20 protein-coding genes and 1 tRNA gene are annotated in these 25,077 nt (G+C 63.9%); 4 read left to right on the top strand and 17 right to left on the bottom strand.

Annotated features, from left to right (window positions below; all coding sequences use genetic code 11):
• Nucleotides 1-748 precede the first annotated feature (748 nt).
• Entirely contained in the window at nucleotides 749-1,540 is a 792-nt protein-coding gene (locus tag J7396_RS02440; protein WP_011346768.1) for a response regulator transcription factor, read from the top strand.
• Between the two features lie 522 nt (nucleotides 1,541-2,062).
• On the opposite strand, the gene J7396_RS02435 is transcribed toward J7396_RS02440, so the two are convergent.
• The 13 genes from J7396_RS02435 to murJ form a co-directional block, all read right to left on the bottom strand.
• Entirely contained in the window at nucleotides 2,063-2,449 is a 387-nt protein-coding gene (locus J7396_RS02435) for a DUF805 domain-containing protein (RefSeq protein WP_008571090.1), read from the bottom strand.
• Between the two features lie 410 nt (nucleotides 2,450-2,859).
• Nucleotides 2,860-4,251, bottom strand: a complete 1,392-nt coding sequence (gene radA, locus J7396_RS02430) for a DNA repair protein RadA (protein ID WP_008571089.1) — start codon at nucleotides 4,249-4,251, stop codon at nucleotides 2,860-2,862.
• Between the two features lie 241 nt (nucleotides 4,252-4,492).
• Nucleotides 4,493-6,373 carry a tetratricopeptide repeat protein gene (locus J7396_RS02425; protein ID WP_029818923.1) on the bottom strand — a complete coding sequence of 627 codons (1,881 nt, stop codon included), beginning with the start codon at nucleotides 6,371-6,373 and terminating at the stop codon, nucleotides 4,493-4,495.
• 168 nt (nucleotides 6,374-6,541) lie between these two features.
• On the bottom strand, nucleotides 6,542-6,877 hold the full coding sequence (gene cyoD, locus J7396_RS02420) for a cytochrome o ubiquinol oxidase subunit IV (protein WP_003484294.1): 336 nt from the start codon (nucleotides 6,875-6,877) through the stop codon (nucleotides 6,542-6,544).
• A complete protein-coding gene (cyoC, locus tag J7396_RS02415) occupies nucleotides 6,877-7,509 on the bottom strand; it encodes a cytochrome o ubiquinol oxidase subunit III (protein ID WP_008577121.1) in 633 nt (210 codons plus the stop codon). Before cyoC ends, cyoD begins: the two co-directional genes overlap by 1 nt.
• Nucleotides 7,506-9,506, bottom strand: coding sequence for a cytochrome o ubiquinol oxidase subunit I (gene cyoB, locus J7396_RS02410; RefSeq protein ID WP_209260901.1), 2,001 nt, complete (start codon nucleotides 9,504-9,506; stop codon nucleotides 7,506-7,508). Before cyoB ends, cyoC begins: the two co-directional genes overlap by 4 nt.
• Nucleotides 9,506-10,441, bottom strand: a complete 936-nt coding sequence (gene cyoA / locus J7396_RS02405; protein ID WP_011346764.1) for a ubiquinol oxidase subunit II — start codon at nucleotides 10,439-10,441, stop codon at nucleotides 9,506-9,508. Before cyoA ends, cyoB begins: the two co-directional genes overlap by 1 nt.
• 360 nt (nucleotides 10,442-10,801) lie before the next feature.
• A tRNA-Thr gene (locus tag J7396_RS02400) sits at nucleotides 10,802-10,877 on the bottom strand.
• A 90-nt stretch (nucleotides 10,878-10,967) separates the two neighbouring features.
• The gene (ispH, locus tag J7396_RS02395) at nucleotides 10,968-11,918 is read right to left on the bottom strand and encodes a 4-hydroxy-3-methylbut-2-enyl diphosphate reductase (RefSeq protein ID WP_014089639.1); all 951 of its coding nucleotides are present in this window, start codon (nucleotides 11,916-11,918) and stop codon (nucleotides 10,968-10,970) included.
• 66 nt (nucleotides 11,919-11,984) lie between these two features.
• On the bottom strand, nucleotides 11,985-12,503 hold the full coding sequence (gene lspA / locus J7396_RS02390; protein ID WP_008577115.1) for a signal peptidase II: 519 nt from the start codon (nucleotides 12,501-12,503) through the stop codon (nucleotides 11,985-11,987).
• 316 nt (nucleotides 12,504-12,819) lie between these two features.
• Nucleotides 12,820-15,651 carry an isoleucine--tRNA ligase gene (gene ileS, locus J7396_RS02385; RefSeq protein ID WP_071117305.1) on the bottom strand — a complete coding sequence of 944 codons (2,832 nt, stop codon included), beginning with the start codon at nucleotides 15,649-15,651 and terminating at the stop codon, nucleotides 12,820-12,822.
• Nucleotides 15,652-15,657: 6 nt separating this feature from the next.
• Entirely contained in the window at nucleotides 15,658-16,710 is a 1,053-nt protein-coding gene (locus J7396_RS02380) for a bifunctional riboflavin kinase/FAD synthetase (protein ID WP_011346752.1), read from the bottom strand.
• A 186-nt stretch (nucleotides 16,711-16,896) separates the two neighbouring features.
• Nucleotides 16,897-18,489 carry a murein biosynthesis integral membrane protein MurJ gene (murJ, locus tag J7396_RS02375; RefSeq protein ID WP_209260900.1) on the bottom strand — a complete coding sequence of 531 codons (1,593 nt, stop codon included), beginning with the start codon at nucleotides 18,487-18,489 and terminating at the stop codon, nucleotides 16,897-16,899.
• 116 nt (nucleotides 18,490-18,605) lie between these two features.
• Between murJ and rpsT the strand changes: the two genes are divergently transcribed.
• Nucleotides 18,606-18,875 carry a 30S ribosomal protein S20 gene (gene rpsT / locus J7396_RS02370; protein WP_003484323.1) on the top strand — a complete coding sequence of 90 codons (270 nt, stop codon included), beginning with the start codon at nucleotides 18,606-18,608 and terminating at the stop codon, nucleotides 18,873-18,875.
• Between the two features lie 91 nt (nucleotides 18,876-18,966).
• On the opposite strand, the gene obgE is transcribed toward rpsT, so the two are convergent.
• From obgE to rplU, 3 genes are all read right to left on the bottom strand, one after another.
• Nucleotides 18,967-20,034, bottom strand: coding sequence for a GTPase ObgE (gene obgE, locus J7396_RS02365; protein ID WP_209260899.1), 1,068 nt, complete (start codon nucleotides 20,032-20,034; stop codon nucleotides 18,967-18,969).
• 233 nt (nucleotides 20,035-20,267) lie between these two features.
• Nucleotides 20,268-20,528, bottom strand: coding sequence for a 50S ribosomal protein L27 (rpmA, locus tag J7396_RS02360; RefSeq protein WP_003484326.1), 261 nt, complete (start codon nucleotides 20,526-20,528; stop codon nucleotides 20,268-20,270).
• 12 nt (nucleotides 20,529-20,540) lie between these two features.
• Nucleotides 20,541-20,861, bottom strand: coding sequence for a 50S ribosomal protein L21 (rplU, locus tag J7396_RS02355; protein ID WP_003484328.1), 321 nt, complete (start codon nucleotides 20,859-20,861; stop codon nucleotides 20,541-20,543).
• A gap of 292 nt (nucleotides 20,862-21,153) precedes the next feature.
• Here rplU and uvrA point away from each other — a divergent pair, with 292 nt between their 5' ends.
• Nucleotides 21,154-24,120 (top strand): excinuclease ABC subunit UvrA, encoded by a 2,967-nt coding sequence (gene uvrA / locus J7396_RS02350; RefSeq protein WP_029818918.1) that lies wholly within the window; start codon nucleotides 21,154-21,156, stop codon nucleotides 24,118-24,120.
• Nucleotides 24,120-24,524 carry a thioesterase family protein gene (locus J7396_RS02345; protein ID WP_007967522.1) on the top strand — a complete coding sequence of 135 codons (405 nt, stop codon included), beginning with the start codon at nucleotides 24,120-24,122 and terminating at the stop codon, nucleotides 24,522-24,524. Before uvrA ends, J7396_RS02345 begins: the two co-directional genes overlap by 1 nt.
• 113 nt (nucleotides 24,525-24,637) lie before the next feature.
• Here the strand turns inward: J7396_RS02345 and J7396_RS02340 are convergent, their stop codons facing one another.
• The gene (locus J7396_RS02340) at nucleotides 24,638-25,066 is read right to left on the bottom strand and encodes a copper chaperone PCu(A)C (RefSeq protein ID WP_209261006.1); all 429 of its coding nucleotides are present in this window, start codon (nucleotides 25,064-25,066) and stop codon (nucleotides 24,638-24,640) included.
• Nucleotides 25,067-25,077 lie beyond the last annotated feature (11 nt).

The following is a 25,077-nucleotide window of genomic DNA, read 5'->3' as shown; positions in this document are numbered from 1 at the left end:
CAATAGAATTTCTCTCTGAAAGCCATTGAAAAAATCAAAAAAGCTCACTCTGTCAAACAACCATGTGATGCGTTTTCTCCCGACGCAAAGCGCATTTGCACATCGTCGGCCTTGTCGTACGCCAGACATTTCGCGCCATCCGGTTGAGTATCGATATCGCCGGTCTACGCCAATCCCCAGGCACAGTCGGACAACGTCTGCGAACGCGCCGCTTCCATGCGCATTGATGGTCATCGGCGATGTTCAACACGATGCACCGTGACTGTACGGACACGTACGCCGAAGCGTTTTTGATCGCGAGAAGCGGGCATGCCACGAAGGAAAATCGCTGCTGACCTATTCCAGCCGCGCGCGATCCCACGACCAATCGCAATAGATTGGTCTAGACCTCGGCAACCGGATGCCTCTGCCCGCGCGCGTCAGTCCATGCTTACTCGCTACTGCATGACGCGCATGGCGCAATTGCATGCGTCCCAGACATGCCCGCTATGTAAGAGCTCTGTTACGTCTAAATGAGCGCGAGTTAAAGCCGATGTCGACAAATCCGAAGACGCGTACGCAAGCGTGAAACTTTTGGTCTCTGCAATGGTACATACCATTCGTCCAGCTCCACTGGACTCTCCCCCGCCAACCGACTGGTCCGACGATGCAGCGATCTTTGAAGATGGATTTTGTCCTGGCATTGGCCGACCCGCACCGGCGCCCGTCCCATGCGTGGCTTGTACGCCGACACGCGAAGGCCGCCTGAATGAACGACCACTCCCCCTCCAATGCCGGATCGGTGTTCCTGTTGACGCAGGACGCGCGCCTGACCTCGCAGGTCAACGCCAGCCTTGCACCGCTCGCACGCAACGTCTCGACGTTTTCCGATGAACTGGAGCTCCTGCGTTCGCTGCGGCACTCGCCGTGCGAGCTGCTGATCTTCGATGCCAGCTGTGTCGCCGCCGATGACAGTTCACTGCTGGCCTGGCAGCGCTGCCATAGCGGCCAGCCCACGCCGCTGATCGTGCTTGGCCGTTTCGATTGCGCCGACAACATTCTGGCCTGGTATCGCGCAGGCGCGCAGGAGGTCCTTGCGCTGCCTTTCAATTCGCATGAGTTGCACGTGCGCGCGGCCCTGGCGATATCGCCGGTGGCGCATGCCTGCCCGGAGACGCAGCACCTGAGCGTGGGTCCCTACAAGCTGATCCGCGATGAAAATACCGTCTACCTGGAAGGCAAGCCGATCGCGTTGACCGCACGCGAGTTCTCGATTGCCTGGCTGCTCTTTTCCAGCCCCGGCGTGTGCTTCCGGCGTTGCCAGCTGGCCAAGGCGGTCTGGGGCAGCCATACCGAATTCACCGACCGCACCATGGAGCAGCACATCTACAAGTTGCGCAAGAAACTGCAGCTGAGCGGTGACAGCAGCGCGGTGCGCATCAGAACCGTCTATTCGCACGGCTACAAGCTGGAGCTCGCGTTGCACGATACCGAGGCAACGACAATGAGCAAGGCCGTTAGCCCAAGTCTTGGCCCTGCACATCACGCAGCCGCCTGCTGAGCAAGCGCACCGCTGCAGATGCGATCTGCGAGCTGCACTGCGCAGTCTCGCCTGCGTGACAGCGAAGGGTGCTTGATGACAGGACGGGCGTCGGCACGCCATCGACGACGGAGCGGCCTGCACGCGCACCCGGCCCGCAAGCTGTGCCGTCATTCAAGTTCTGCAGGTACCGGCCATGCGACTGGCTGCATCGTTCACTGCACAGCGTGGGGTGCACGCTGATCGGCGTTGAGCGACGTCGCTGCATCCGTGAGCAGGCGTGGCAGCGACGAATGCGGCGCTGCCTGCTGCGCCGGGACTGTCCAGCGAAACACGCTTCAAGCATGTCGCTGTGTCTCCGCCGTCCATCTCTGGGGATCGGATGCGGACGCCCACTCTGCAGAGCGCAGACTTGGCAACTCTCACGCACGCAGGCCGTGACCTTGCGCCTATGCGCCATACGCAATGGCACGATTGGCACATTCACACACGACAACGGCGCAGGGAACTCCTGCGCCGTTGTCCGCTTTCATAACGCGCGAATTACTGCTTGGGGTTTTCGCCGTACTGGTTCGGGCCGGGCGTGCCTTCGATGCACATGAAGACCAGCAACACGAAAGCACCGACGTACGGCACCAGGCTGATCAGATAAAACCAGCCGGACTTGTCCTGGTCGTGCAGGCGGCGCACCGTGACTGCAATACCGGGCACGATCAACGCCAGACAAACGATCACCATGACCGCACAGATCAGCCAAGCCAGCGCACCCGGGCCGTTCTCGTTCCCCATCGCCACTGCCGCGACGGCGAACAGGCCGCCAAACACGAACAGCACCAGGAGCTGCATCAGCGCGAACATCCAGTATTCCTTGCGGCGCGAGCGACCGTTGAAGTCGGCGTAACGCTTGAGCGGCAGCAACATCCATTCCATCGTGATTCTCCTGAAAACGCAGTGAGTGGTGTCTGTGGTCCGGTGCACAGTGCAACGGGCCGCGCATGTTGCCATAGCCCCACTCTTTCTGAAAACGCTTTCTCGACAACCAACTACCAAATCCCGGCGTTTGTCCGACAAACGGCTTGCGGGCGTCAGGTCGCCCTGCGACGTATGCCATGCGCGCCTCCGCAGCACGTCTGAAAGGCACGCGAAGACCTCTGCACTCAGCGTTTCTGGAGGGTGGCGGCACGGCCGCACCAGTGGTGACCAAGCCGGACGATCATCGATGGTCGCCCGGCAGCCGGCCGAGACGATGGCGGCAGGCTGGCCCCGGACATGGCAAAGACTTCCGACGCATTCGCAGGTCGCCAACCCGGCCTATCGCAACATCCGCGCGGTGCGCGGCTTCAGTCGGCCGCCGCTTCCAATGCCTGGCTCAGGCGCTCCACGGCAATGATTTCCATGCCCTTGATGCTGGTGGTCTTGGGCGCATTGGCGCGGGGCACGATGGCGCGCTTGAAGCCATGCGTCGCCGCTTCCTTCAGGCGGTCCTCGCCATTGGGCACCGGGCGGATTTCGCCGGACAGGCCCACTTCGCCGAACGCGATGGTCTTTTCGGACAGCGGCCGGTCGCGCAGCGACGACAGCACCGCCAGCAGCACCGGCAAATCGGCCGCGGTTTCCTGCACGCGGATGCCGCCCACCACATTGACGAACACGTCCTGATCGCCCACCACGATGCCTCCATGGCGATGCAGTACCGCCAGCAGCATCGCCAGCCGGTTCTGCTCCAGACCCACCGCCACCCGACGCGGGTTGGACAACGGCGAGGCATCCACCAGCGCCTGCACCTCCACCATCAGCGGGCGGGTGCCTTCGCGGGTGACCATCACGCAACTGCCCGGCTGCTGGGTGCTGCCGCCGGACAGGAAGATCGCCGACGGGTTGGAGACTTCCTTGAGGCCCTTCTCGCCCATCGCGAACACGCCCAGTTCGTTGACCGCACCGAAGCGGTTCTTGAACGCGCGCAACAGGCGGAACCGGCTACCGCTCTCGCCTTCGAAATACAGCACTGCATCGACCATGTGCTCGAGCACGCGTGGCCCGGCGATGCCGCCTTCCTTGGTCACATGGCCGACCAGAAACACCGCGGTACCGGTTTCCTTGGCGTAGCGCACCAGCCGCGCTGCGCTCTCGCGCACCTGGCTCACCGAGCCCGGCGCTGCGGTCAACGATTCGGTCCACAAGGTCTGTACCGAATCGGCCACGATCAGCTTCGGTCGCGCCACGCTGGCGTGCTGCAGGATGTTTTCGATGCCGGTTTCGGCCAGGGCGTTCAGGCCTTCCAGCGGCAGGTCCAGGCGCACCGCGCGCCCGGCCACCTGGGCCAGCGATTCCTCGCCGGTCACATACAACACCGGCAACGTGGAGGCCATGCTCGCCAGCGCCTGCAGCAGCAGCGTCGACTTGCCGATCCCGGGATCGCCGCCGATCAGCACCACCGCACCTTCCACCAGCCCGCCACCCAGCACCCGATCGAACTCGCCGATACCGGTGGAGACACGCGCCTGCTCGGACTGCTGCACGTCCTTGAGCGCGGTGATCTTGGGCGCCTCGGCCTTGCCGGCCCAGCCGCTACGCCGCGATGCCGCTGGCGACGCCTTGCCGCCCGGCGCGGCGCTCTCGAGCACGATTTCGCTCAGCGTGTTCCAGACACCGCATTCGGTGCACTGGCCCTGCCACTTGGTGTACTCGGCACCGCACTCGCCGCAGACATAGGCCGTTTTCGCCTTCGCCATCGCTCTTGCCCATCGTTATTGAAGCAGCAGGATAGTGGCTGACGGTCTCAGTGTGCGCGACGCAGGACTTTGCGGATTCGGGATTCGGGATTCGGGATTCGGAAAAGTCGACGACTGCTGATGTGCAGTGCAAGCGATTGACCAGCTGCGCCCACACAACGGCGGCATGACCGGTGACGACCGGCCATGCCGCTTGGATTCCACTGATCCCACGTCGGGCAACGACGTGGGCGTGTGCCACTCAGCGCGCCTTGTACAACTCGCTCAGGCGATCTGGCTTGCCGGCGATGCGCTCCAGATGCGGATACAGCAGACCGCCGTGGTAGTCGATACGGACGGTTTCGTAGCGGTCGCCGCGCTTGACCAGCAGTTCGATCGGTGCAGTGGTGCCCTTGGCCGCCTTGATCGCATCCTTGATCACATCGGCGCTGAAGGCGCGGCCGTTGACGGCCACCAGGGTATTGCCGTTGATGATGCCGGCATTGAATGCCGGGCTGTCCCACAACACCTCGTTGACTTCGCCCGAGCCCTCCAGCGACAGGCCCAGCGAATAGGTCAGGCTGACGTCGTTTTCGTTGCTCTCGTAGGTCTTGATGGCCAGGTTCGGTTCGTCGTTGTAGACCAGCTTCCAGCCATTGGCTTCGATGCCGCCATTCAACGAACCGTGCCCGTCCATGCGCTCGCGCAACAGGCTGGCCCAGTCGTAGGCGGCCACGCCGTTGAGCGTGCTGACGATGTCGTCGAAGGTATACGGATTGACGTCCCAATCGCCGTTCTTCATGCCGAAGAACGCCTTGGCGAAATCGTCGATGGAACGCTTGTTGTTGGTGAGCGCGCGAAGCTTGCTATCCACTTCCAGCCACATCATCTGGCCGCCGGAGTAGTAGTCCTCGCTCATCTGGTAGCTGCGGTACGCCTTGGGACGCCGCATCGACATGGTCGGGTCGTTGGTGGTGTCCTGCACCGTGCGCCAGGCCATGCCGGGGCGGCCGCGCTCGTAGGTTGCCGCCACGCCGGCCAGCATGTCGCGCGCCTGGTCCTGCGTCCACAGGCCGGAACGTGCGGCCATCACTTCGCCCCAGAACTGGGTCTGGCCCTCGTACAGCCACAGCAGGCTGTCGCCCATCGGCACGTTGAAGTTCGGCGTCGCCAGGTCGGCGCCACGGCGGTACTTGCCGTTCCAGGAGTGGTTGAACTCGTGCGCCAGCAGGTCGCGCATGGTCCAGCTCTTGTCCCACTCGGTGAAGTAATTCGGCGGGCCGCTGTTTTCGCTGGAACGGTGATGCTCCAGGCCGATGCCGCCCAGCTTCTTGGTCAGCGCCAGCAGGAATTCGTAATGGTCGAAGTGACGCGCGCCGTACAGCTTGTCCATCTGCTGCACCAACGCGGCGTGTGCCTTGATCTGCTCGGGCTTGGCCTCCAGCGATTTGGCTTCATCGGCGAACACGTTGAGGTAGACCGGCTGCTTGCCGGTGCTCAGCTCCACGCGCTTGTAGTACTTGCCGGCGAACATCGGCGAATCGACCAGGTCGTCGAAATCGATCGGCTTGAAGCTCACCGTGTCGCCGACGCGGCGATCGGTTTCCAGTGCCGTGGCATAGCTCCAGCCGGCCGGCAGCGTGACGCTGGCCTGCGCCTTGATGTTGCGCGCGAAATAGCCGGCCGGGTACAGCGCCGTGGTGTTCCACTGCAGGTTGAGCATTTCCGGGGTCATCATCACCCGGCCCTGGTTGCCGGCCTGCGGCGAGAGGAACCTGAACTCGGCCGTCAGCTCGGTGGCGCCCTGTGGCACATCCACCTTGAACGCATAGACATCGAATTGGTCGCGTTTCCAGGGCACCACCTTGCCATCGACCTTGATCACCAGACCGGCGAGCTTGTCGATCGGTCCGGTCGGCGAATGGTTGCCGGGAATCCACTGCGGGTACAGCAGCGTCATCGGGCCCGGCTTGGCCGGCATGGTGGTCTTGACCTTGAAGATGCGGTGCGCCAGATCGGTGGCGTCCACGTCGATCTTCAAGGTGCCGTCGAACGGCACGTCCTGCGGCGGTGCGGTTTGCGCAGCCGCCGGCAGCGACAACGCCGCCAACAACGACACGGACAACAGGGTGGGCATTTTCATCGCAACTCCGCAGGTGACCTGGACAGGCAAGCCCACGATGCTAAGCGCCTGCCTGTGCTTGACCGTATGCCATTGGTCATGCTGCGGGCGATTGACGCGTAAAAAAAAGGCCGCCAATCACTTGGCGACCTCTTCTTCAACGTTGCGGCGATTCGGCGTGTCGCCGTCTCAATGCATCATGTTGACATTCATGTTGTGCAGCACCCACAGCGAACCGACGATCACGATGCCGATGATCAGCAGCGAGAACAGGCCCACCTGCACGTTGGAGCGCTGCTCGGGCGTGCGGTCCATGTGCAGGAAGTACACCATGTGCACCAGCATCTGCACCGCGGCCATGACCGAGATCACGACGATGGTGACACCCTTGGAGAACGCGCCGCTCATCACCATCGCAAACGGGATGACGGTGAGGATCACGGCCATCACAAAGCCGATCAGGTAGGACTTCAGGCCGCCGGCATGCGCATCGGCAGCGGTATCGGTGTGGTGGTGATTGGCCATTACAGCGCTCCCAGCAGATAGACGACGGTGAACACACCGATCCAGATGATGTCCAGGAAGTGCCAGAACAGGCTCAGGCAGGCCAGACGCGTGCTGTTGCGCGCGGTCAGGCCGTTCTTGGAAATCTGGATCACCAGCACGGCCATCCACAGCAGGCCGGAGGCCACGTGCAGGCCGTGCGTGCCCACCAGGGTGAAGAATGCCGACAGGAACGCACTGCGACCCGGGCCGGCACCCTCATGGATCAGGTGGTTGAACTCCCATACTTCCATGCACAGGAAGCCGATACCCAGCAGCGCGGTGACGGCCAGCCAGCCGTATAGGCCGCCCATCTTGCGCTTGTGCGCGGCAATCATCGCAAAGCCGAAGCTCAGGCTGCTGAACAACAGCAGGAAGGTTTCCACCAGCACGAACTTCAGATCGAACAGCTCCTTGGCGGTCGGCCCGTCCACCGTGGCGCCAGAGAGCACCGCATAGGTGGCGAACAGACCGGCAAACAGCAGACAGTCGCTCATCAGATAGACCCAGAACCCGAAGACGGTGTTGCCACCGCCGTCGTGATGCTCGTGGTCGTGATCGTGGCCGCCCGCGTGGGCGGCGTGGTCAAGCGTGGTCGAGGAAGCCATGGTCATACCACCTTCGCGGCCTGCGCCGCCTGTTGCTGTTCGAGCAGGGCGAAACGTGCGTTTTCGATGCGCTCCACTTCGTCGGCCGGCACCCAGTAATCGATGTCGTCATCGAAGGTGCGCGCGATGAAGCTGCCGATCATGCCCACCAGGCCGATGATGGCCAGCCACCAGATGTGCCAGATCAGACCGAAGCCCAGCAGCACACTGAAGGCACCGATATAGACGCCGGCGCCGGTGTTACGCGGCATGTGGATCGCTTCGTACTTGGACGGACGCACCCAGCCCTTGCCATTCTGCTTGTCGGCCCAGAACTGATCGCGGTCGTCGATGTGCGGCAGCACGGCGAAGTTGTAGAACGGCGGCGGCGAGGAGGTTGCCCATTCCAGCGTACGGCCATCCCACGGGTCGCCCGTGTAGTCCATATGCTCCTTGCGCTTCCACACGCTGTAACCGATCTGCACCAGGTTCAGGAAGATGCCCATGCCGATGATGGCAGCACCCACCGCGGCCACGTACAGCCACGGCGCCCACTCGGGGTGGTTGTAGGTGTTCATGCGACGGGTCATGCCCATGAAGCCGAGCACGTACAGCGGCATGAAGGCCACGAAGAAACCGACGATCCAGCACCAGAACGAGGCCTTGCCGATCTTCTCGTTGAGCTTGAAGCCGAACGCCTTCGGGAACCAGTAGGTCAGGCCCGCCAGGTAACCGAACACCACGCCGCCGATGATCACGTTATGGAAGTGCGCGATCAGGAACAGGCTGTTGTGCAGCACGAAGTCCACGGCAGGAATCGCCAGCATCACGCCGGTCATGCCGCCGATGGTGAAGGTGATGATGAAGCCGATCGTCCACAGCACCGGCGAGGTCATGTGCACGCGACCGCGGAACATGGTGAACAGCCAGTTGAAGATCTTCACGCCGGTCGGGATCGAGATGATCATCGTCGTGATGCCGAAGAAGGCATTGACGTTGGCACCCGAGCCCATGGTGAAGAAGTGGTGCAGCCACACCACGAACGACAGCACGCCGATGCACGAGGTGGCGTACACCATCGAGGTGTAGCCGAACAGGCGCTTGCGGCTGTAGGTGGCAATCAACTCGGAGAAGATGCCGAATGCCGGCAGGATCAGGATGTAGACCTCCGGGTGACCCCAGATCCAGATCAGGTTGACGTACATCATGGCGTTGCCGCCACCGTCGTTGGTGAAGAAGTGCGTGCCCAGGTAACGGTCGGCACCCAGCAGCGCCAGCGCCACGGTCAGGATCGGGAACGCGGCGATGATCAGGATGTTGGTGATCAGCGCAGTCCAGGTGAAGATCGGCATGCGCATCAGGGTCATGCCCGGCGCGCGCATGCGCATGATCGTCACGAAGAAGTTGATGCCGGTCAGCAACGTGCCTAAACCGGACACCTGCAGCGCCCAGATGTAGTAATCGACACCGACCCCCGGGCTGTATTCCAGCCCCGACAACGGCGGGTACGCCAGCCAACCGGTCTGCGCGAATTCGCCAACGCCCAGCGAGATGTTGATCAGCGCCGCGCCGGCCACGAACAGCCAGAAGCTCAGCGAGTTCAGGAACGGAAAGGCCACGTCGCGCGCGCCGATCTGCAGCGGCACGATCAGGTTCAACAGGCCGGTCATGAACGGCATGGCCATGAAGAAGATCATGATCACGCCGTGCGCGGTAAAGATCTGGTCGTAGTGATGCGGAGGCAGCACGCCTTCGCCACCGCCGCCGGCCAGCGCCTGCTGGGTGCGCATCATCGCCGCGTCGGCGAAGCCGCGCAGCAGCATGACCAGCGCCACGATGATGTACATCACGCCGATGCGCTTGTGATCCACCGAGGTGAACCACTCTTTCCAGAGATAGCCCCACAGCTTGTACTTGGTGATGGCGCCCGCGATGAGCAGGCCGAGCAGGCCGGCACCACCCAGCGCGACCATGATGATCGGCTCGTGGTACGGAACTGCCTCGATGGTGAGTTTGCCTAGCATCACTTGTCTCCAGAAGTGCACATGGCGACCGGCTCCGTAGCCGATGCCTGATGGTCGCCGTGGCCCTTACTGTGGCCCGGACCATTCATGTATTTGTCGACCAGCGAGCGGAACATGCCGTCCTGCACCGACGAGTAGTAGGTGACCGGATACTGTTCCTTGTCGTTGCGATTGGCTGCCAGCACCTGGTACTCGGCAGCGTTCAACGCGGTCGGCGATGCCTTGACCTTGGCCACCCAGGCCTCGAAGCCGGCCTGATCGACGGCGTGCGCCTTGAAGCTCATCTTCGAAAAGCCGTGGCCGCTGTAGTTGGTCGACAGGCCGAAGTATTCGCCCGGCTCGTTGGCCACCAGGTGCAGCTTGGTTTCCATGCCCGCCATGGCGTAGATCATGGTGCCCAGGTGCGGGATGAAGAACGAGTTCATCACCGTGTCGGAGGTGATCTTGAAGTTCAGCGGCGTGTGCACCGGGAACGCGATCTCGTTGACGGTGGCGATGTTCTGGTCGGGGTAGATGAACATCCACTTCCAGTCCAGCGACACCGCTTCGATGTTGATCGGCTTGACGTCCGAATCCAGCGGCCGGTACGGGTCCAGCGCGTGCGACGAGCGCCAGGTCAGCACCGCCAGCACCAGGATGATCACGCACGGGATCGACCACACCACCACTTCGATGGCAGTGGAGTGCGACCAGTCCGGCTCGTAGCGCGCCTTGGTGTTGGATGCGCGATATTTCCACGCGAACGCAATCGTCATCACGATCACCGGGATGACCACGATCAGCATCAGCACCACCGAGGTGATCAGCAGTTGCTTTTCGTCGTGGCCGATCTGGCCTTTCGGATTGAGGATGGCCGAGTTGCAGCCTGCCAACAGCAGGAAGGGCAACATCAGACCTGGACGAAGTAAACGCCCGAGCTGTTTCAGCGGAATCATCGGTCGATCCAAGTGCGAAGGAACGCCAGCCTCGTTCGTCGTATCGGTCGCGGGATGTTCCCGACGCAGCTGTCTTCCTGGAGGAGATGAACTGCGCAGACCGAAGACACGGGTTAGCGCGCTAATTTTAGTCTTTGCTGCACCTGCACGAAACCCATTGGCAATGATCTGACGCAATAAAAGCGCGCCAATTTGTGCGACATGTTGTCGCAGCGCAGCGCGAGGCAAGAATTGCGCCGTTGCAGCCGCCGAACGGGGAGCGCCTGCGCGGCTGCAACACACGCGGGCAACGCGTGAAACGCGGCACTCGACGCCTCAAAACGCAACTGGGCCGGCACAGGCCGACCCAGTCTTGAAGCGTGGTGCCGGAAATAGGAATCGAACCTACGACCTACGCATTACGAATGCGCCGCTCTACCAACTGAGCTATTCCGGCGAGCCGCCAATTGTAGGAGCGCAGCCGCCCCGGGGTCAATCGCTGCAGGCACCGCGTCGCGCCTGCACCGTCATGCCGGAAGCAGTCGCGTCAGCTGACCAGACGCAAGCGCAGCTCCTTGGGAAGCGCGAAGACCATCGATTCCGGCTCGCCTTCCAGTTCGGAGACGCCGGCTGCGCCCAATTCGCGCAAGCGCGCCAGCACGCCATCGACCAGCACCTGCGGCGCAGAGGCGCCGGCGGTCAGGCCGATATGCTGCTTGCCAACGATCCAGGCCGGGTCGATCTCGCTGGCGTTGTCGATCAGGTAGGACTCCACCCCGTCGCGCCGGGCCAGTTCGCTCAGCCGGTTGGAATTGGAGCTGTTGGGCGAACCGACCACCAGCACCAGATCGCACTGGCGCGCCAGATCGCGGACCGCGTCCTGGCGGTTCTGGGTGGCGTAGCAGATGTCGTCGTGGCGCGGCCCCTGCATGGCCGGATACCGGGCCCGCAGGGCTTCGATGATGCCCATGGTGTCGTCCACCGACAGCGTGGTCTGGGTAGTGTAGGCAAGGTTATCGGGTTGGCGGACATCGAGCGTGGCGACCTGTTCGATGTCTTCCACCAGGTAGATCGTGCCCGCTCCGCGCTCGCGGCTCCACTGCCCCATCGTGCCTTCCACTTCCGGGTGCCCGGCGTGGCCGATCAGCACCACGTCGCGGCCGGCCCGGCAGTGCCGCGCCACCTCGAAATGCACCTTGGTCACCAGCGGGCAGGTGGCGTCGAACACCTTCAGCCCACGCCGCTCGGCCTCCTGACGCACCGCCTGCGAGACGCCGTGCGCGCTGAAGATCACGGTGGCATCGTCGGGCACCTCGTCGAGTTCTTCGACGAAGATCGCGCCACGCTGCTTGAGGTCATCGACCACGAAGCGGTTGTGCACGACCTCGTGCCGCACATAGATCGGCGCGCCCAGCGTCTCGATCGCACGCTTGACGATCTCGATCGCACGGTCGACACCGGCACAAAAACCACGGGGATTGGCGAGCAGGACATCCATGGCGGGCATTCTACGGGAATGAGGGATGCGGGGTCGGACCGGGCGGCATGCGCCTGCAGGCAGGCTTCAGCGCAGATTCCCGGTTCCCGGCTCCTGCTTGCCGGATTTGTCGAACAAGCCGAACACGGCAATTCCGATCGCGCCGCCCACGATCGCCGAGTCGGCGATATTGAACGACGGCCAGGTATGGCTGCCGATGTACCACTGGATGAAATCCACCACGTGGCCGTGCATCAGCCGGTCGATCACATTGCCGATCGCCCCGCCGATCACCAGCGCATACGGCAGCGCGCTGCGCCACTGCCCGCGCGCGGTGCGCGAGAGCCAGAACGCCAGCAGGCCGCTGATGCCCACCGCCAATGCAGTGAAGAACCATAGCTGCCAGCCGCCGGCATCGCTCAGAAAGCTGAAGGCCGCGCCGGTGTTGTAGGTGCGGTACCAGTTCCAGAAGCCGTCGATCACCGGCACCGGGGTGTACTCGGGCAGGCTGGACAGCACCCAGGCCTTGCTCCACTGGTCCAGGCCGACCACCAGCACAGAGAGCAGCAGCCAGATCAGGGCCGAGGGATTGGGGCGTTGACTCATGTCGAAGGATCGCAGTTGGTGGCCGCTGCTCCGATGCCGGAGAAGACGCCTGGGTGGGAGACAGTGACGGCGGCGGCAGAAAACGACAGATGCACGATTGCAGGCGGACAAGCATGGCACGGGCAGCTCGACCAGCCGCGCCGCCCTGACCGCGTGCATGCCCCAAGCTTCAGCAAGCCAGGCGCACGGCGGAATGGCCGCCTCGCCGCAGGGCGACCAGGGCTACCCCGGCAGCTGACGCGAGCTGCGCCAGCGCCAGAGGCCGGCAGTGTGCGTGGCGAGATCCCCGCCACGCGCCGCCGCCGGCGAGGCCGCGTCAGAACCAGCGACGCTGCTCGCCCGGACCTTCGATATTGCTGACGCAACGGCTGCACAGTTCCGGGTGACGCGGGTCGCTGCCCACGCTGGCCTGGTGGTGCCAGCAGCGCACGCACTTGGCCTTGGTGGTGGGCTGCGCACTGACGAAGATGTCGTCGGTGCTGGCTGCGGTCACGGTGACATCGCCACTGATGAACAAAAAGCGCAGTTCCTCGGCCAGCGGCTGCCAGCGCGCAGCGGTCTGCGCATCGGCGGCCACGGTGATCTCCGCTTCCAGCGCCGCACCGATCGCGCCATTGGCACGCATCGGCTCCAGCACCTTGGCCACCTGCTCGCGCAGGACCAGCAACTTGTCGAAATCCGCACCGGTCAATGCAGCATCGGCCGGCAACGGCGCAAGGCCGTCGTACCAGGTGGCGAACAGCACGTTGTCGACATGCTGGCCCGGCAGGTAGCCCCACAGTTCCTCGGCGGTGAAGCTCAACACCGGCGCGATCCAGCGCACGAACGCCTCGGCCACGTGGTACATCGCGCTCTGCGCCGAACGGCGGCCGCGTGCGTCTTCGGCCATCGTGTACAGGCGGTCCTTGGTGACGTCCAGGTACAGCGAGCCCAGGTCCACGCTGCAGAAATTCAGCAGCGCCTGCACGATCTCGGCGAAGTCGTAGCGCGCGTAGGCGGCCACGATCTTTTCCTGCAGCTCGTAGGCACGATGCACGATCCAGCGGTCCAGCAGCACCATCTGGTCCAGCGCCACCAGGTGCTGCAGCGGATCGAAACCATGCAGGTTGCCGAGCAGGAAGCGCGCGGTGTTGCGCAGCCGGCGGTAGGCATCGGCATTGCGCTTGAGGATCTCCTGCGACAGCGACATTTCGTTGCTGTAGTCGGCAGAAGCGATCCACAGGCGCAGGATGTCCGCGCCCAGCGTCTTCATGATGTCCTGCGGTTCGATGCCGTTGCCCAGCGATTTGGACATCTTGCGGCCGTGCTCGTCCACGGTGAAGCCGTGGGTCAGGCACTGCTTGTACGGCGCCACCTTGTCCATCGCCACGCCGCTCAGCAGCGAGGACTGGAACCAACCGCGGTGCTGGTCGGAGCCCTCCAGATACAGGTCGGCCGGCTTGGGCAGGCCACGATCCGGAAGCACCGCTTCGTGCGTCACGCCGGAGTCGAACCACACATCCAGGATGTCGGTGATCTTCTCGTAGTCGGCCGCCTCGCTACCCAGCAGCTCGGACGCGTCCAGCGTGTACCAGACATCCACACCGCCCTGCTCCACGCGGTCGGCCACCTGGCGCAGCAACTCGGTGCTGCGCGGATGCGGTTCGCCGGTTTCGCGATGCACGAACAAGGCGATCGGCACGCCCCAGGTGCGCTGCCGCGAAATGGTCCAGTCCGGGCGCCCGTCGACCATGCCGGCGATGCGCGCCTGGCCCCAGGACGGATACCAATGCACGTTTTCGATGGCTTTCAGCGCATCGGCGCGCAGATTGGCCTGCTCCATCGAGATGAACCACTGCGGCGTGGCGCGAAACGCAATCGGCGTCTTGTGCCGCCAGCAATGCGGATAGCTGTGCTCCATCTTGCTGGCCGCCAGCAGCACACCGGTGCCGCGCAGCGCGTCGATAATGACGTCGTTGGCCTTCCAGATATGTAGGCCGGCCAGCGCGGTATCGCCCAGCGGCGGCGTCGACGGCAGATACACGCCGCGCCCGTCCACCGGATTGATCTGCGCGGCGCCATAGCGCTCCAGCAGACCGTAGTGCTTGGAGACCTGATAGTCCTCCTGGCCGTGACCCGGTGCGGTATGCACGGCGCCGGTACCGTCCTCGGCCGACACGTGATCGCCCAGCAGCAGCGGGATCTCGCGTTCGGCATAGAACGGGTGGTTCAGCAGCATCTGCTCCAGCGCGGCGCCCTTGGCATGGCCGTGCACCACGACAGCATCCACGCCGTAGCGCGCCAGCGCCTTGGCAGCCAACGCTTCGGCGATCACCAGCCAGCGCGGCTGGCCGCGATCGGCCGGGCCTTCCACCAGCACATAGTCCAGCTCCGCGCCCAGGCTCACCGCCAGCGACGCCGGCAGCGTCCACGGCGTGGTGGTCCAGATCGGCACCGCCACGCCCACGCCCGCCGGCAGGCGCGCGCCGAATGCGGCAGCCACTGCGCCTGGATCGCGCGCCGGATAGGCGATATCCACCGTCGGCGACACCTTGTCGGCGTATTCGATCTCGGCCTCGGCCAGCGCCGAACCGCAATCGAAGCACCAGTGCACCGGCTTGACGCCGCGGGTCAGATGGCCGTTGTCGACCACCTTGGCCAGCGCGCGGATTTCGTTGGCTTCGAAGCGGAAATCCAGCGTCTTGTACGGGTTGTCCCAATCGCCGATCACGCCCAGGCGCTTGAAATCGCGCCGCTGCAGATCGATCTGCTCGGTGGCGTACTCGCGGCATTTCTGCCGGAATTGGGCCGCATCGAGCTTGACGCCGACCTTGCCGTATTTCTTTTCGATCGCGATCTCGATCGGCAGGCCGTGGCAATCCCAGCCCGGGATGTACGGCGCATCGAAGCCAGCCAGGTACTTCGACTTGACGATGATGTCCTTGAGGATCTTGTTGACCGCATGGCCCAGATGGATCTGGCCATTGGCATACGGCGGGCCGTCGTGCAGCACGAACAACGGGCGGCCGGCGGCATTGGCACGCAGCTGCGCGTAGAAGCCCTCGCGCTCCCAGCGCTCCAGCATCGCCGGCTCGCGCTTGGGCAGGTCGCCGCGCATCGGAAATTCCGTCGCAGGCAGATGAAGAGTGGCTTTGTAGTCTTGGGTCACAGGAATCTACCGTTGCGCTGGATTGCTTGAGAAGTCCGCACATGGATGTGCGGGCTCTTGCGAGGGACTCGCAGTATCTACAGGCTCTTGCGAGGGACTGGCCGTAGTCGAGGGTTGTTGCTCAGCACGCATATGCGCCGCCAGCACCTCACGTGCCTGCTCGGCATCGCGGTGCATCTGCACGGTCAGCGCCTCCAGGCCATCGAATTTTTCTTCGTCGCGCAGCTTGGCGACGAATTCCACGGCAATGTGCCGACCATACAGATCGCATTGGAAATCGAACAAGTGCGCTTCCAGCAGCGGCTCCACGCCCGCTACCGTGGGGCGCGTGCCGAAGCTCGACACCGACGGCCACGGCCGTTCGGCCACGCCGTGCACCCAGGTTGCATAGATCCCCGACAACGCCGGCGTGCGCGGAAAGCGCAGGTTGGCGGTGGGATAGCCCAAGGTCCGGCCAAGCTGCTTGCCGCGCACGACCCGGCCACCGATGGCGTACGGGCGACCGAGCAAGTCGCCAGCGTGGGCAAATTCGCCGGCGCCGAGCAGTTCGCGAATCCGCGTCGCTGAAATCCGCTCCCCATGCAGATGCACCGGCGCAATCTCGCCCGCCACAAACCCATGCTGCTCGCCAAGCGTACGCAACAGGCCGATGTCGCCGCTGCGTCGATGGCCGAAACGGAATTCCGGGCCAATCCAGACTTCGCGCGCGCGCAGCCGGCCAACCAGCGCCAGCCGCACAAAATCTTCCGCACGCATCTTGGACAGGCGACCGTCGAAACGGATCATGCCCACGCTGTCGGCGCCGAACCCGTATAAGCCTTCGATCTTGGCGCGCGCCAGGGTCAGACGCGGCGGCGGCGCGGCGGGTGCGAAGAATTCACGCGGTAGCGGCTCGAAGCTCACCGCCACTGCCGGCACACCGAGTGCGCGGGCACGCGCCACGGCGTGTTGCACCAGCGTCCGATGCCCCAGATGCAGGCCATCGAAGGCACCGATGCAGACCACGCTTCCGCGCGGGAACAGCGTCCCGCCTTCGACGTCTCTAAACAGCCTGCTCATTCCTCGATCCAAACAGATGCCGGCCCGCCGGCCGACCCTCGTTGATACATAACCTGCAAGTATAGCCGTGCCTGTCAAGCCGTATGGGCACCTTGGCGTGGCAGCGCGCCCCCGCCTGCGGTGCGCGGGAATGCGCGATCTCTGGACAGTGCGGGCGGCCGGCAGCGCACGCGTTCGGCTGTCGCCTCAGCCTTCGCGCAGATGCCGCGGCCGCAGCCCCAGCGCCAACTGCGCGACCAGATACGTCGCCCCGCCACTGCCCACCAGCACCGCCAGCCAGCCGATGCGGCTCCATTTGTCCATCTGCGTAAACGACGGCAGCCACCACAGCAGGCTCAACAGCACTGCCACCATCGCCGCGCACGCCAGCAGCAGACGCAGCGTATAGCCCCCCCAGCCCGGGCGGCGTTGGTACACGCCGGACTTGCCCAGCCAATACCACAGCAATCCCAGATTGAGATAACTCGACAACGCACTGGCGATACCCAAGGCCAGATGCAGGCCCGGCTGCTTGCCCAGCGCCTGCATCACACCCTGCGCCTTGAGTTCGGGCGGCACCATGATCTGGTACACCACCGCCAGCAACGCGAAGTTGAACACCATGTTGGCGATCAGCGCCGCCACGCCCGCACGCACCGGGGTGCGGGTGTCCTGGCGTGCGTAGAAGGCCGGCAGCAGCACCTTCAGCATGGCGTAGGCCGGCAAACCGAAGCTCAGACCGTAGACCGACATCGCCGTCATGCGGGTGTCGAACGCGGTGAACTGGCGGTACTGGAACAACGTCGCCACCAACGGTTCGGCCAGCAGCAGCAGGCCGAGCATGGCCGGCATCGCGATCAGCAAGGTGGTGCGAAATCCCCAGTCCAGCGCGCCGGAGAAAGCGCTGCGGTCGGTCTTGACGTGATGGCGCGCCAGCGCCGGCAGGATCACCGTGCCCAGCGCCACACCGAACACACCCAGCGGCAGTTCCAGGAACCGGTCAGCCAGCGACAACCACGACTGCGACCCATCGGCCAGGCGCGCGGCGATCACCGTATCCAGCATCAGGTTGATCTGCGCAATCGACGAGCCGAACAAGGTCGGGATCATCAAGGTCAGCACCTTGCGCACATCCGGGTGATTCCAGCCCCAGCGCGGCAGCGTCAGCAGGTCGATACCCTTCAGCGCCGGCAACTGGAACAGCAACTGCAACGCGCCTGCCACCAGGACCGCCCAGCCCAGCGCCAGGATCGGGACCTCCAACCGCGGCGCCAACCACAGCGCGCCGGCAATCATGCACAGATTGAGGATGACCGGCGTCAGCGCCGGAATGGCAAAGCGCTGGAAGCTGTTGAGCGCGCCGCCGGCCAGCGCCGTCAACGAGACGAACAGCAGGAACGGAAAGGTCAGCCGCAACAGATCGACCAACAAACCGTATTTTTCAGGATCGGTGGCCGCGCCATCGGAAAACACCGCGGCCAGTTGCGGGGTGAAGATCAGCCCCAGTGCGGTGATCAGCAGCAACATCCCGCCTAAGGTGCCGGACACGCGCGCCATCAGCTCGCGCAGGTCGGCATGCGGGCGGGTCTCCTTGACCTCGGTGAACACCGGCACGAACGCAGTGGCGAACGAGCCTTCGGCGAACAGCCGGCGCAGGAAATTGGGAATGCGGAAGGCCACCCAGAACGCGTCGGTCACCGCATTGGCGCCGAAGGTGGTGGAAATCGCCTGGTCGCGGATCAGACCCAGCACCCGCGAGATCATGGTCATACTGCTGAATGAGAGCAGGCCTCTCAACATGCCGGGCTTGCTCACTCTGCATCCCTCTTGACAACTGACTTGACGTACATATCCGGGTCCATCATACTTTCGCGCTTGCTTTTTCCACCATACCGATTTTTCAGGAACCCACCACCGTGGCCAATATCAAGTCCGCCAAGAAGCGCGCCAAGCAGACCATTGTGCGCAATGAGCGCAACACCGGTCAGCGCTCGATGCTGCGCACCGCCGTCAAGAAGGTGATCAAGGCCCTTGACGCCAACGATGCTGCAGGCGCCGAAGCTGCTTTCGCCGTTGCCCAGCCCATCCTCGACCGTTTCAGCGCCCGTGGCCTGATCCACAAGAACAAGGCTGCACGCCACAAGAGCCGCCTGACCGCGCGCATCAAGGCCATCAAGGCCGCGTAAGCGATCGGTTTGCGCATTGCCGGGAGCCTGGCTTCCGGCAATACAGAAAAACCCGGCCTTGGCCGGGTTTTTTGTGTGCCTGCGCCTGCACTCAGCCTGCATTGCGTGCATCGAGCTCGTCTTCGCGCTGGCGGTCGAAGAACGCCATCACGTCCTTCATGATCGGGAACGTGCCGTCACGCCCGAGGGCGGACACCAGGTACCACGGCGCCGTCCAGCCCAACTCGGCCACGATGCTCTCTGCGGCGGCACGCGCCTCGTCTTCGAACATCAGGTCGGCCTTGTTGAGCACCAGCCAGCGTGGCTTCTTGAGCAACTCGGGATCGTGCCGTTCCAGTTCGCGTTCGATGGTGCGCACCTGATCGGCCGGCGATACGCCGTCCACACCACCCTCGCCATACACGCCCAGCGCAGGCGAAATATCCACCAGATGCAGCAGCAGGCGGGTACGCTGCAGATGGCGCAGGAACTGCGTGCCCAGACCGGCACCGTCGGCAGCACCTTCGATCAGGCCCGGAACGTCGGCAATGACGAAACTGCGGTACGCCTCGACACTGACCACGCCCAGATTCGGGTACAGGGTCGTGAACGGGTAGTCGGCCACCTTCGGCGTGGCCGAGGACACTGCGCGGATCAGGGTGCTCTTGCCGGCATTGGGGAAACCCAGCAGGCCAACGTCGGCCAGCAGCTTCAGTTCCAGCTTGAGCAAACGCTCCTCGCCCTCCTCACCGGTGGTGGCCTGGCGTGGCGCACGGTTGACCGAGCTCTTGAAATGCATGTTACCCAGGCCGCCCTTACCGCCTTTGGCGACCAGCAAGCGGTCGCCGTGCCGGGTCAGATCGCCGATCACTTCGTCGGTCTGCACATTGATCACCACGGTACCGACCGGCACCACGATGATGCGGTCTTCGCCGCCCTTGCCGTAGGCCTGACGGCCCATGCCGTTCTCGCCGCACTGCGCCTTAAAGGTGCGCTCATGGCGGAAATCGACCAGCGTGTTGACGTTCTCGTCGGCCACGATCCAGACGCTACCGCCCGCACCGCCATCGCCGCCATCGGGCCCACCCAGCGGAATGAACTTCTCGCGGCGAAAGCCGACACAGCCGTTGCCGCCATTACCGGCGGTGACCAGGATTTCTGCTTCGTCGACTAATTTCATGGGATTCGGGGTTCGTGATTTGGGATCGGTGACAACGCGGCAACGCAACCTTGGCGAGCCCGTCAGCAGGGAAGGATGGGAACGCCAGGACGCCAAGGGATCCGCTCCTGCGAATCCCCAATCCCGAATCCCAACTCCCGGCCCTCAAACGAAAAACCCCGCCGAAGCGGGGCTTTCCGTCTCATTCGCAGCGCCTTGCGGCACATGCGAACTGGCCTGCATGGAGCGGGCGATTACGCCTCGGCAACCACGCTGACGGTGCGACGCTTCTTCGGCCCCTTGGTGGAGAACTCCACCTTGCCGTCCACCAGGGCGAACAGGGTGTGGTCACGGCCGAGGCCGACGCCAGCACCCGGATGGAACTGGGTGCCGCGCTGCCGCACGATGATGTTGCCGGCATCGATGGCCTGGCCACCGAAGATCTTCACGCCGAGGTACTTCGGATTCGAATCGCGACCGTTGCGCGAGGAACCTACGCCCTTTTTATGTGCCATGACTGGTTCTCCTTACTTCTTGTCGCCACCGGCAATGCCGGTGATCTCGATTTCGGTGTAGTGCTGACGGTGTCCCTGACGCTTCATGTGGTGCTTGCGGCGGCGGAACTTGATGATGCGCACCTTGTCGGCGCGGCCGTGGGCCACGACCTTGGCGGTGACCGAGGCGCCCTTCAGCGCATCGCCCAGCTTGATGCCATCGCTATCGCCCAGCATCAGGATGGTGTCGAACTTGATCTCGTTGCCAGCTTCGACTTCGAGCTTTTCCACGCGGAGCGTTTCGCCCTGCGCGACGCGGTATTGCTTACCGCCGGTTACCAGAACTGCGTACATGACCAGGTGTTCCTCTGTAGTTATTATGGTCGCCTGCCTTGCCCATGGGGCAGACAGGAGCGGAATTGTACTGGCTTAGCCGGTTTCGGGTCAAGTCGCAAGCAGCCTGGCCGCGACTGGCCCGCACTGGGCTGGTAGAACGCATCATCCGGCCGCCACAACGGCCCCGGCAGACTGGCATTTGGGGCAATTGCCCTCACCTAGGTCGGCGGGTAGGCTGATCGACTGCCACTCATTCCTGCTGAGCACGCTCGCACCACTGCCGGTTCGCCGGCCCGACATCGGATCCCCCATGGCGATGGATTTCATCCGCATCCGCGGCGCGCGGACGCACAACCTCAAGAACATCGACCTCGACCTGCCCCGCGACAAGTTGATCGTGATTACCGGCCTGTCCGGCTCGGGCAAGTCGTCGCTGGCGTTCGACACCATTTACGCAGAAGGCCAGCGCCGCTACGTCGAGTCGCTGTCGGCGTATGCGCGCCAGTTCCTCAGCGTGATGGAAAAGCCGGACCTGGACCACATCGAAGGCTTGTCGCCGGCGATTTCGATCGAACAGAAATCCACCTCGCACAACCCGCGCTCCACCGTCGGCACGATCACCGAGATCTACGACTACCTGCGCCTGCTGTACGCGCGCGTGGGCCAGCCGCGTTGCCCGGACCACGGCTTCCCGCTGGAAGCGCAGACCGTCAGCCAGATGGTCGACCACATGCTCACCCAGGATCAGGAGCAGCGCTACATGTTGCTGGCCCCGGTGATCCGCGACCGCAAGGGCGAGCATGCGCAGGTGTTCGAGCAACTGCGTGCGCAGGGCTTCGTGCGCGTGCGCGTGGACGGCGAGCTCTATGAAATCGATGCGGTGCCGCCGTTGGCGTTGCGCCAGAAGCACACCATCGAGGCAGTGATCGACCGCTTCCGTCCGCGCGAGGACATCAAGCAGCGTCTTGCGGAAAGTTTCGAGACCGCGCTCAAGCTCGGCGAAGGCATGGTGGCGGTGCAGTCGCTGGACGACCCGGCGGCCGCGCCGCACCTGTTCTCGTCCAAGTACAGCTGCCCGGTGTGCGACTACTCGCTGCCGGAGCTGGAACCGCGTCTGTTTTCGTTCAACGCACCGGTGGGCGCCTGCCCCAGCTGCGATGGCTTGGGCGTGGCCGAATTCTTCGACCCCGATCGTGTGGTGGTGCATCCGGAGCTGTCGCTGTCGGCCGGCGCGGTGCGCGGCTGGGACCGGCGCAATGCCTATTATTTCCAGCTGATTGCCTCGCTGGCCAAGCACTACAAGTTCGACGTGGATGCGGTGTGGAATACGCTGCCGGCCAAGGTGCGCCAGGCGGTGCTGTTCGGCAGCGGCGATGAGGTGATCAGCTTCACCTACTTCACCGATGCGGGCGGGCGCACCACGCGCAAGCACCGCTTCGAGGGCATCCTGCCGAACCTGGAGCGCCGTTACCGCGAAACCGAATCGCCAGCGGTGCGCGAAGAACTGACCAAGTACGTCAGCCAGCAGCCCTGCCCCGCCTGCAACGGCACGCGCTTGAATCGCGCTGCGCGCAACGTGTTCGTGGCCGATCGCCCGCTGCCCGAGCTGGTGGTGCTGCCGGTCAATGAGGCGTTGAATTTCTTCCGCGGCCTGTCGTTGCCGGGCTGGCGTGGCGAGATCGCGGCCAAGATCGTCAAGGAGATTGCCGAGCGGCTGGGCTTCCTGGTCGACGTGGGCCTGGATTACCTCACCCTGGAGCGCAAGGCCGACACCTTGTCCGGTGGCGAGGCGCAGCGCATCCGCCTGGCCAGCCAGATCGGTGCCGGCCTGGTCGGGGTGATGTACGTGCTGGACGAGCCCTCGATCGGCCTGCACCAGCGCGACAACGAGCGCCTGCTCGGCACGCTGACGCGGCTGCGCGACCTGGGTAACACGGTGATCGTGGTCGAGCATGACGAAGATGCGATCCGCCTGGCCGACCACGTGCTGGACATCGGCCCCGGCGCCGGCGTGCATGGCGGCGAAATCTGCGCGCAAGGCACGCTGGACGACATCCTGAAATCGCCACGCTCGTTGACCGGCCAATACCTGTCGGGCAAGCGCCGCATCGAGATTCCCAAGCAGCGCCACAAGCCCAACCCGAAGATGATGCTGCATCTGCGCGGCGCCACCGGGAATAACCTGAAGAATGTCGACCTGGATATTCCCGCCGGCCTGCTGACCTGCATCACCGGCGTGTCCGGCTCGGGCAAGTCGACGCTGATCAACGATACCTTGTTCACCCTGGCGGCCAACGAGATCAATGGCGCCTCGCACACGGTGGCGCCGCATCGCGAAGTCGAAAACCTGGACCTGTTCGACAAGGTGGTGGATATCGACCAGTCGCCGATCGGGCGCACGCCGCGTTCCAATCCGGCGACCTACACCGGCATGTTCACGCCGTTGCGCGAGCTGTTCGCGCAGGTACCGGAAGCGCGTGCACGCGGTTATTCGCCGGGGCGTTTCAGCTTCAACGTGCGTGGCGGCCGCTGCGAGGCCTGCCAGGGCGACGGCATGATCAAGGTGGAGATGCACTTCCTGCCCGATGTCTACGTGCCCTGCGATGTCTGCCACGGCAAGCGCTACAACCGCGAAACGCTGGAGATCCGCTACAAGGGTTTCAACATCAGCGACGTGTTGCAGATGACCGTGGAAGATGCGCTGCGCCTGTTCGAACCGGTGCCGTCGATCGCGCGCAAGCTGGAAACGCTGGTCGATGTGGGATTGAGCTACATCAAGCTGGGCCAGAGCGCGACCACGCTCTCCGGCGGTGAAGCGCAGCGCGTCAAGCTGTCCAAGGAACTGTCGCGTCGCGATACCGGGCGCACCTTGTACATCCTGGACGAGCCGACCACCGGCCTGCACTTCCACGATATCGAAGCGTTGCTCGGCGTGCTGCACAAGCTGCGCGACGAAGGCAACACGGTGGTGGTGATCGAACACAATCTGGACGTGATCAAGACCGCCGACTGGATCGTGGACCTGGGCCCGGAAGGTGGACATCGCGGCGGCACCATCCTGATTTCCGGTACGCCGGAAGACGTGGCCGCGCATAAGCCGTCCTATACCGGGCAGTTCCTGGCCAAGATGCTGCCATCGGTGAAGGCGCGCGAGACGCGTCCGGCGGCGATGGCCAACAAGCCCGATGCGCGCCCGCCGCGCAAGGTCAAACCGGAGAAGGTGGCCAAGGCCGCCAAATCCGCCACCAAGAAGACTGCGAAGAAGAAGGCAAGCTGATGAGCGAACACAAGGTACTGGCACGCATTCCGATCAGCGTGCGCTGGCGCGACATGGACAGCATGGGCCATGTCAACAATGCCAAGTACATTTCCTATCTGGAAGAAGCGCGGGTGCGCTGGATGCTGGGCGTGCAGGGCGTGGCGATGACCGACCGCATCGCGCCGGTGGTGGCCGCCACCAATGTCAACTACAAGCAGCCGTTGATCTGGCCCAACGACATCACCGTCGAGTTGTTCGTCGAACGCCTGGGCACCAGCAGCGTGACCATCGGCCACCGAATCTTCGACCAGAAGGACGACAGCAAGCTGTACTCCGACGGCAACGTGGTGGTGGTGTGGATCGATACGCAGACCGGCAAGAGCGCCGCGCTGCCGGATGCGGTGCGCGCGGCCAGCAGCTGAATTCCCATCGGCTCATTCGCTGAGGTTGCAGCGCGAAAGATCGGCGGCGGCTCCGTGTGGAGCCGCCGCTTTCATTTCAATGCTGGCGCAGGCGCGCAACAGCCATCAAGCACTCAAGACCCGGGCGCGCGCTTGCGTGCTTCCAAGGTGGCCTTGATTTGGCGGCCGTCCTGCAGGGTGAAGCTCACCGGCACCTGCGCGCCTTCCTGCAGTGGCGCATTGGCGTCCATCAACATCAGGTGCAGGCCGCCCGGCGCCAACGGCACCGATTTGCCGGCCGGCAATGCCAGTTCGGGCACCGCGCGCATGCGGCTGACGCCATTGACCTGGGTGGTTTCGTGCAAGGAAACATCGGCAAACACGCTGCTGTTGGCAGCAGTGATCTTCAGCGGCTGCGCACAGCCGTTATGAAATTGCCCGAACCCGGCCGCCATGCCCATGCCACCGGGCGGCGGGATGCGGATCCAGCCATTCTTGAATTCTGGCAGGCATTGCGCCGACACGCCCGCACTTGCCACCAGCGCCAACGCCGCGAGCACCACGCCGGCACACC

It is taken from the genome of Xanthomonas sp. A1809, from assembly GCF_017746015.1.
In the GTDB taxonomy this organism is placed as follows: Bacteria; Pseudomonadota; Gammaproteobacteria; order Xanthomonadales; family Xanthomonadaceae; genus Xanthomonas; species Xanthomonas euvesicatoria.
Note: the sequence above shows the minus strand (reverse complement) of the source record. Positions and strands in the feature narration are given on the sequence as shown.

Coding starts and splice junctions, on each gene's coding strand:
- radA (WP_008571089.1), bottom strand. CDS start 4,251: ATGGCGAAGGCGAAAACGGCCTATGTCTGCGGCGAGTGCGGTGCCGAG.
- J7396_RS02345 (WP_007967522.1), top strand. CDS start 24,120: ATGAGCGAACACAAGGTACTGGCACGCATTCCGATCAGCGTGCGCTGG.
- cyoD (WP_003484294.1), bottom strand. CDS start 6,877: ATGGCCAATCACCACCACACCGATACCGCTGCCGATGCGCATGCCGGC.
- obgE (WP_209260899.1), bottom strand. CDS start 20,034: ATGAAATTAGTCGACGAAGCAGAAATCCTGGTCACCGCCGGTAATGGC.
- rplU (WP_003484328.1), bottom strand. CDS start 20,861: ATGTACGCAGTTCTGGTAACCGGCGGTAAGCAATACCGCGTCGCGCAG.
- J7396_RS02425 (WP_029818923.1), bottom strand. CDS start 6,373: ATGAAAATGCCCACCCTGTTGTCCGTGTCGTTGTTGGCGGCGTTGTCG.
- J7396_RS02440 (WP_011346768.1), top strand. CDS start 749: ATGAACGACCACTCCCCCTCCAATGCCGGATCGGTGTTCCTGTTGACG.
- rpmA (WP_003484326.1), bottom strand. CDS start 20,528: ATGGCACATAAAAAGGGCGTAGGTTCCTCGCGCAACGGTCGCGATTCG.
- cyoA (WP_011346764.1), bottom strand. CDS start 10,441: ATGATTCCGCTGAAACAGCTCGGGCGTTTACTTCGTCCAGGTCTGATG.
- J7396_RS02380 (WP_011346752.1), bottom strand. CDS start 16,710: ATGAGCAGGCTGTTTAGAGACGTCGAAGGCGGGACGCTGTTCCCGCGC.
- J7396_RS02435 (WP_008571090.1), bottom strand. CDS start 2,449: ATGGAATGGATGTTGCTGCCGCTCAAGCGTTACGCCGACTTCAACGGT.
- lspA (WP_008577115.1), bottom strand. CDS start 12,503: ATGAGTCAACGCCCCAATCCCTCGGCCCTGATCTGGCTGCTGCTCTCT.
- cyoB (WP_209260901.1), bottom strand. CDS start 9,506: ATGCTAGGCAAACTCACCATCGAGGCAGTTCCGTACCACGAGCCGATC.
- cyoC (WP_008577121.1), bottom strand. CDS start 7,509: ATGACCATGGCTTCCTCGACCACGCTTGACCACGCCGCCCACGCGGGC.
- uvrA (WP_029818918.1), top strand. CDS start 21,154: ATGGCGATGGATTTCATCCGCATCCGCGGCGCGCGGACGCACAACCTC.
- murJ (WP_209260900.1), bottom strand. CDS start 18,489: ATGTTGAGAGGCCTGCTCTCATTCAGCAGTATGACCATGATCTCGCGG.
- ispH (WP_014089639.1), bottom strand. CDS start 11,918: ATGGATGTCCTGCTCGCCAATCCCCGTGGTTTTTGTGCCGGTGTCGAC.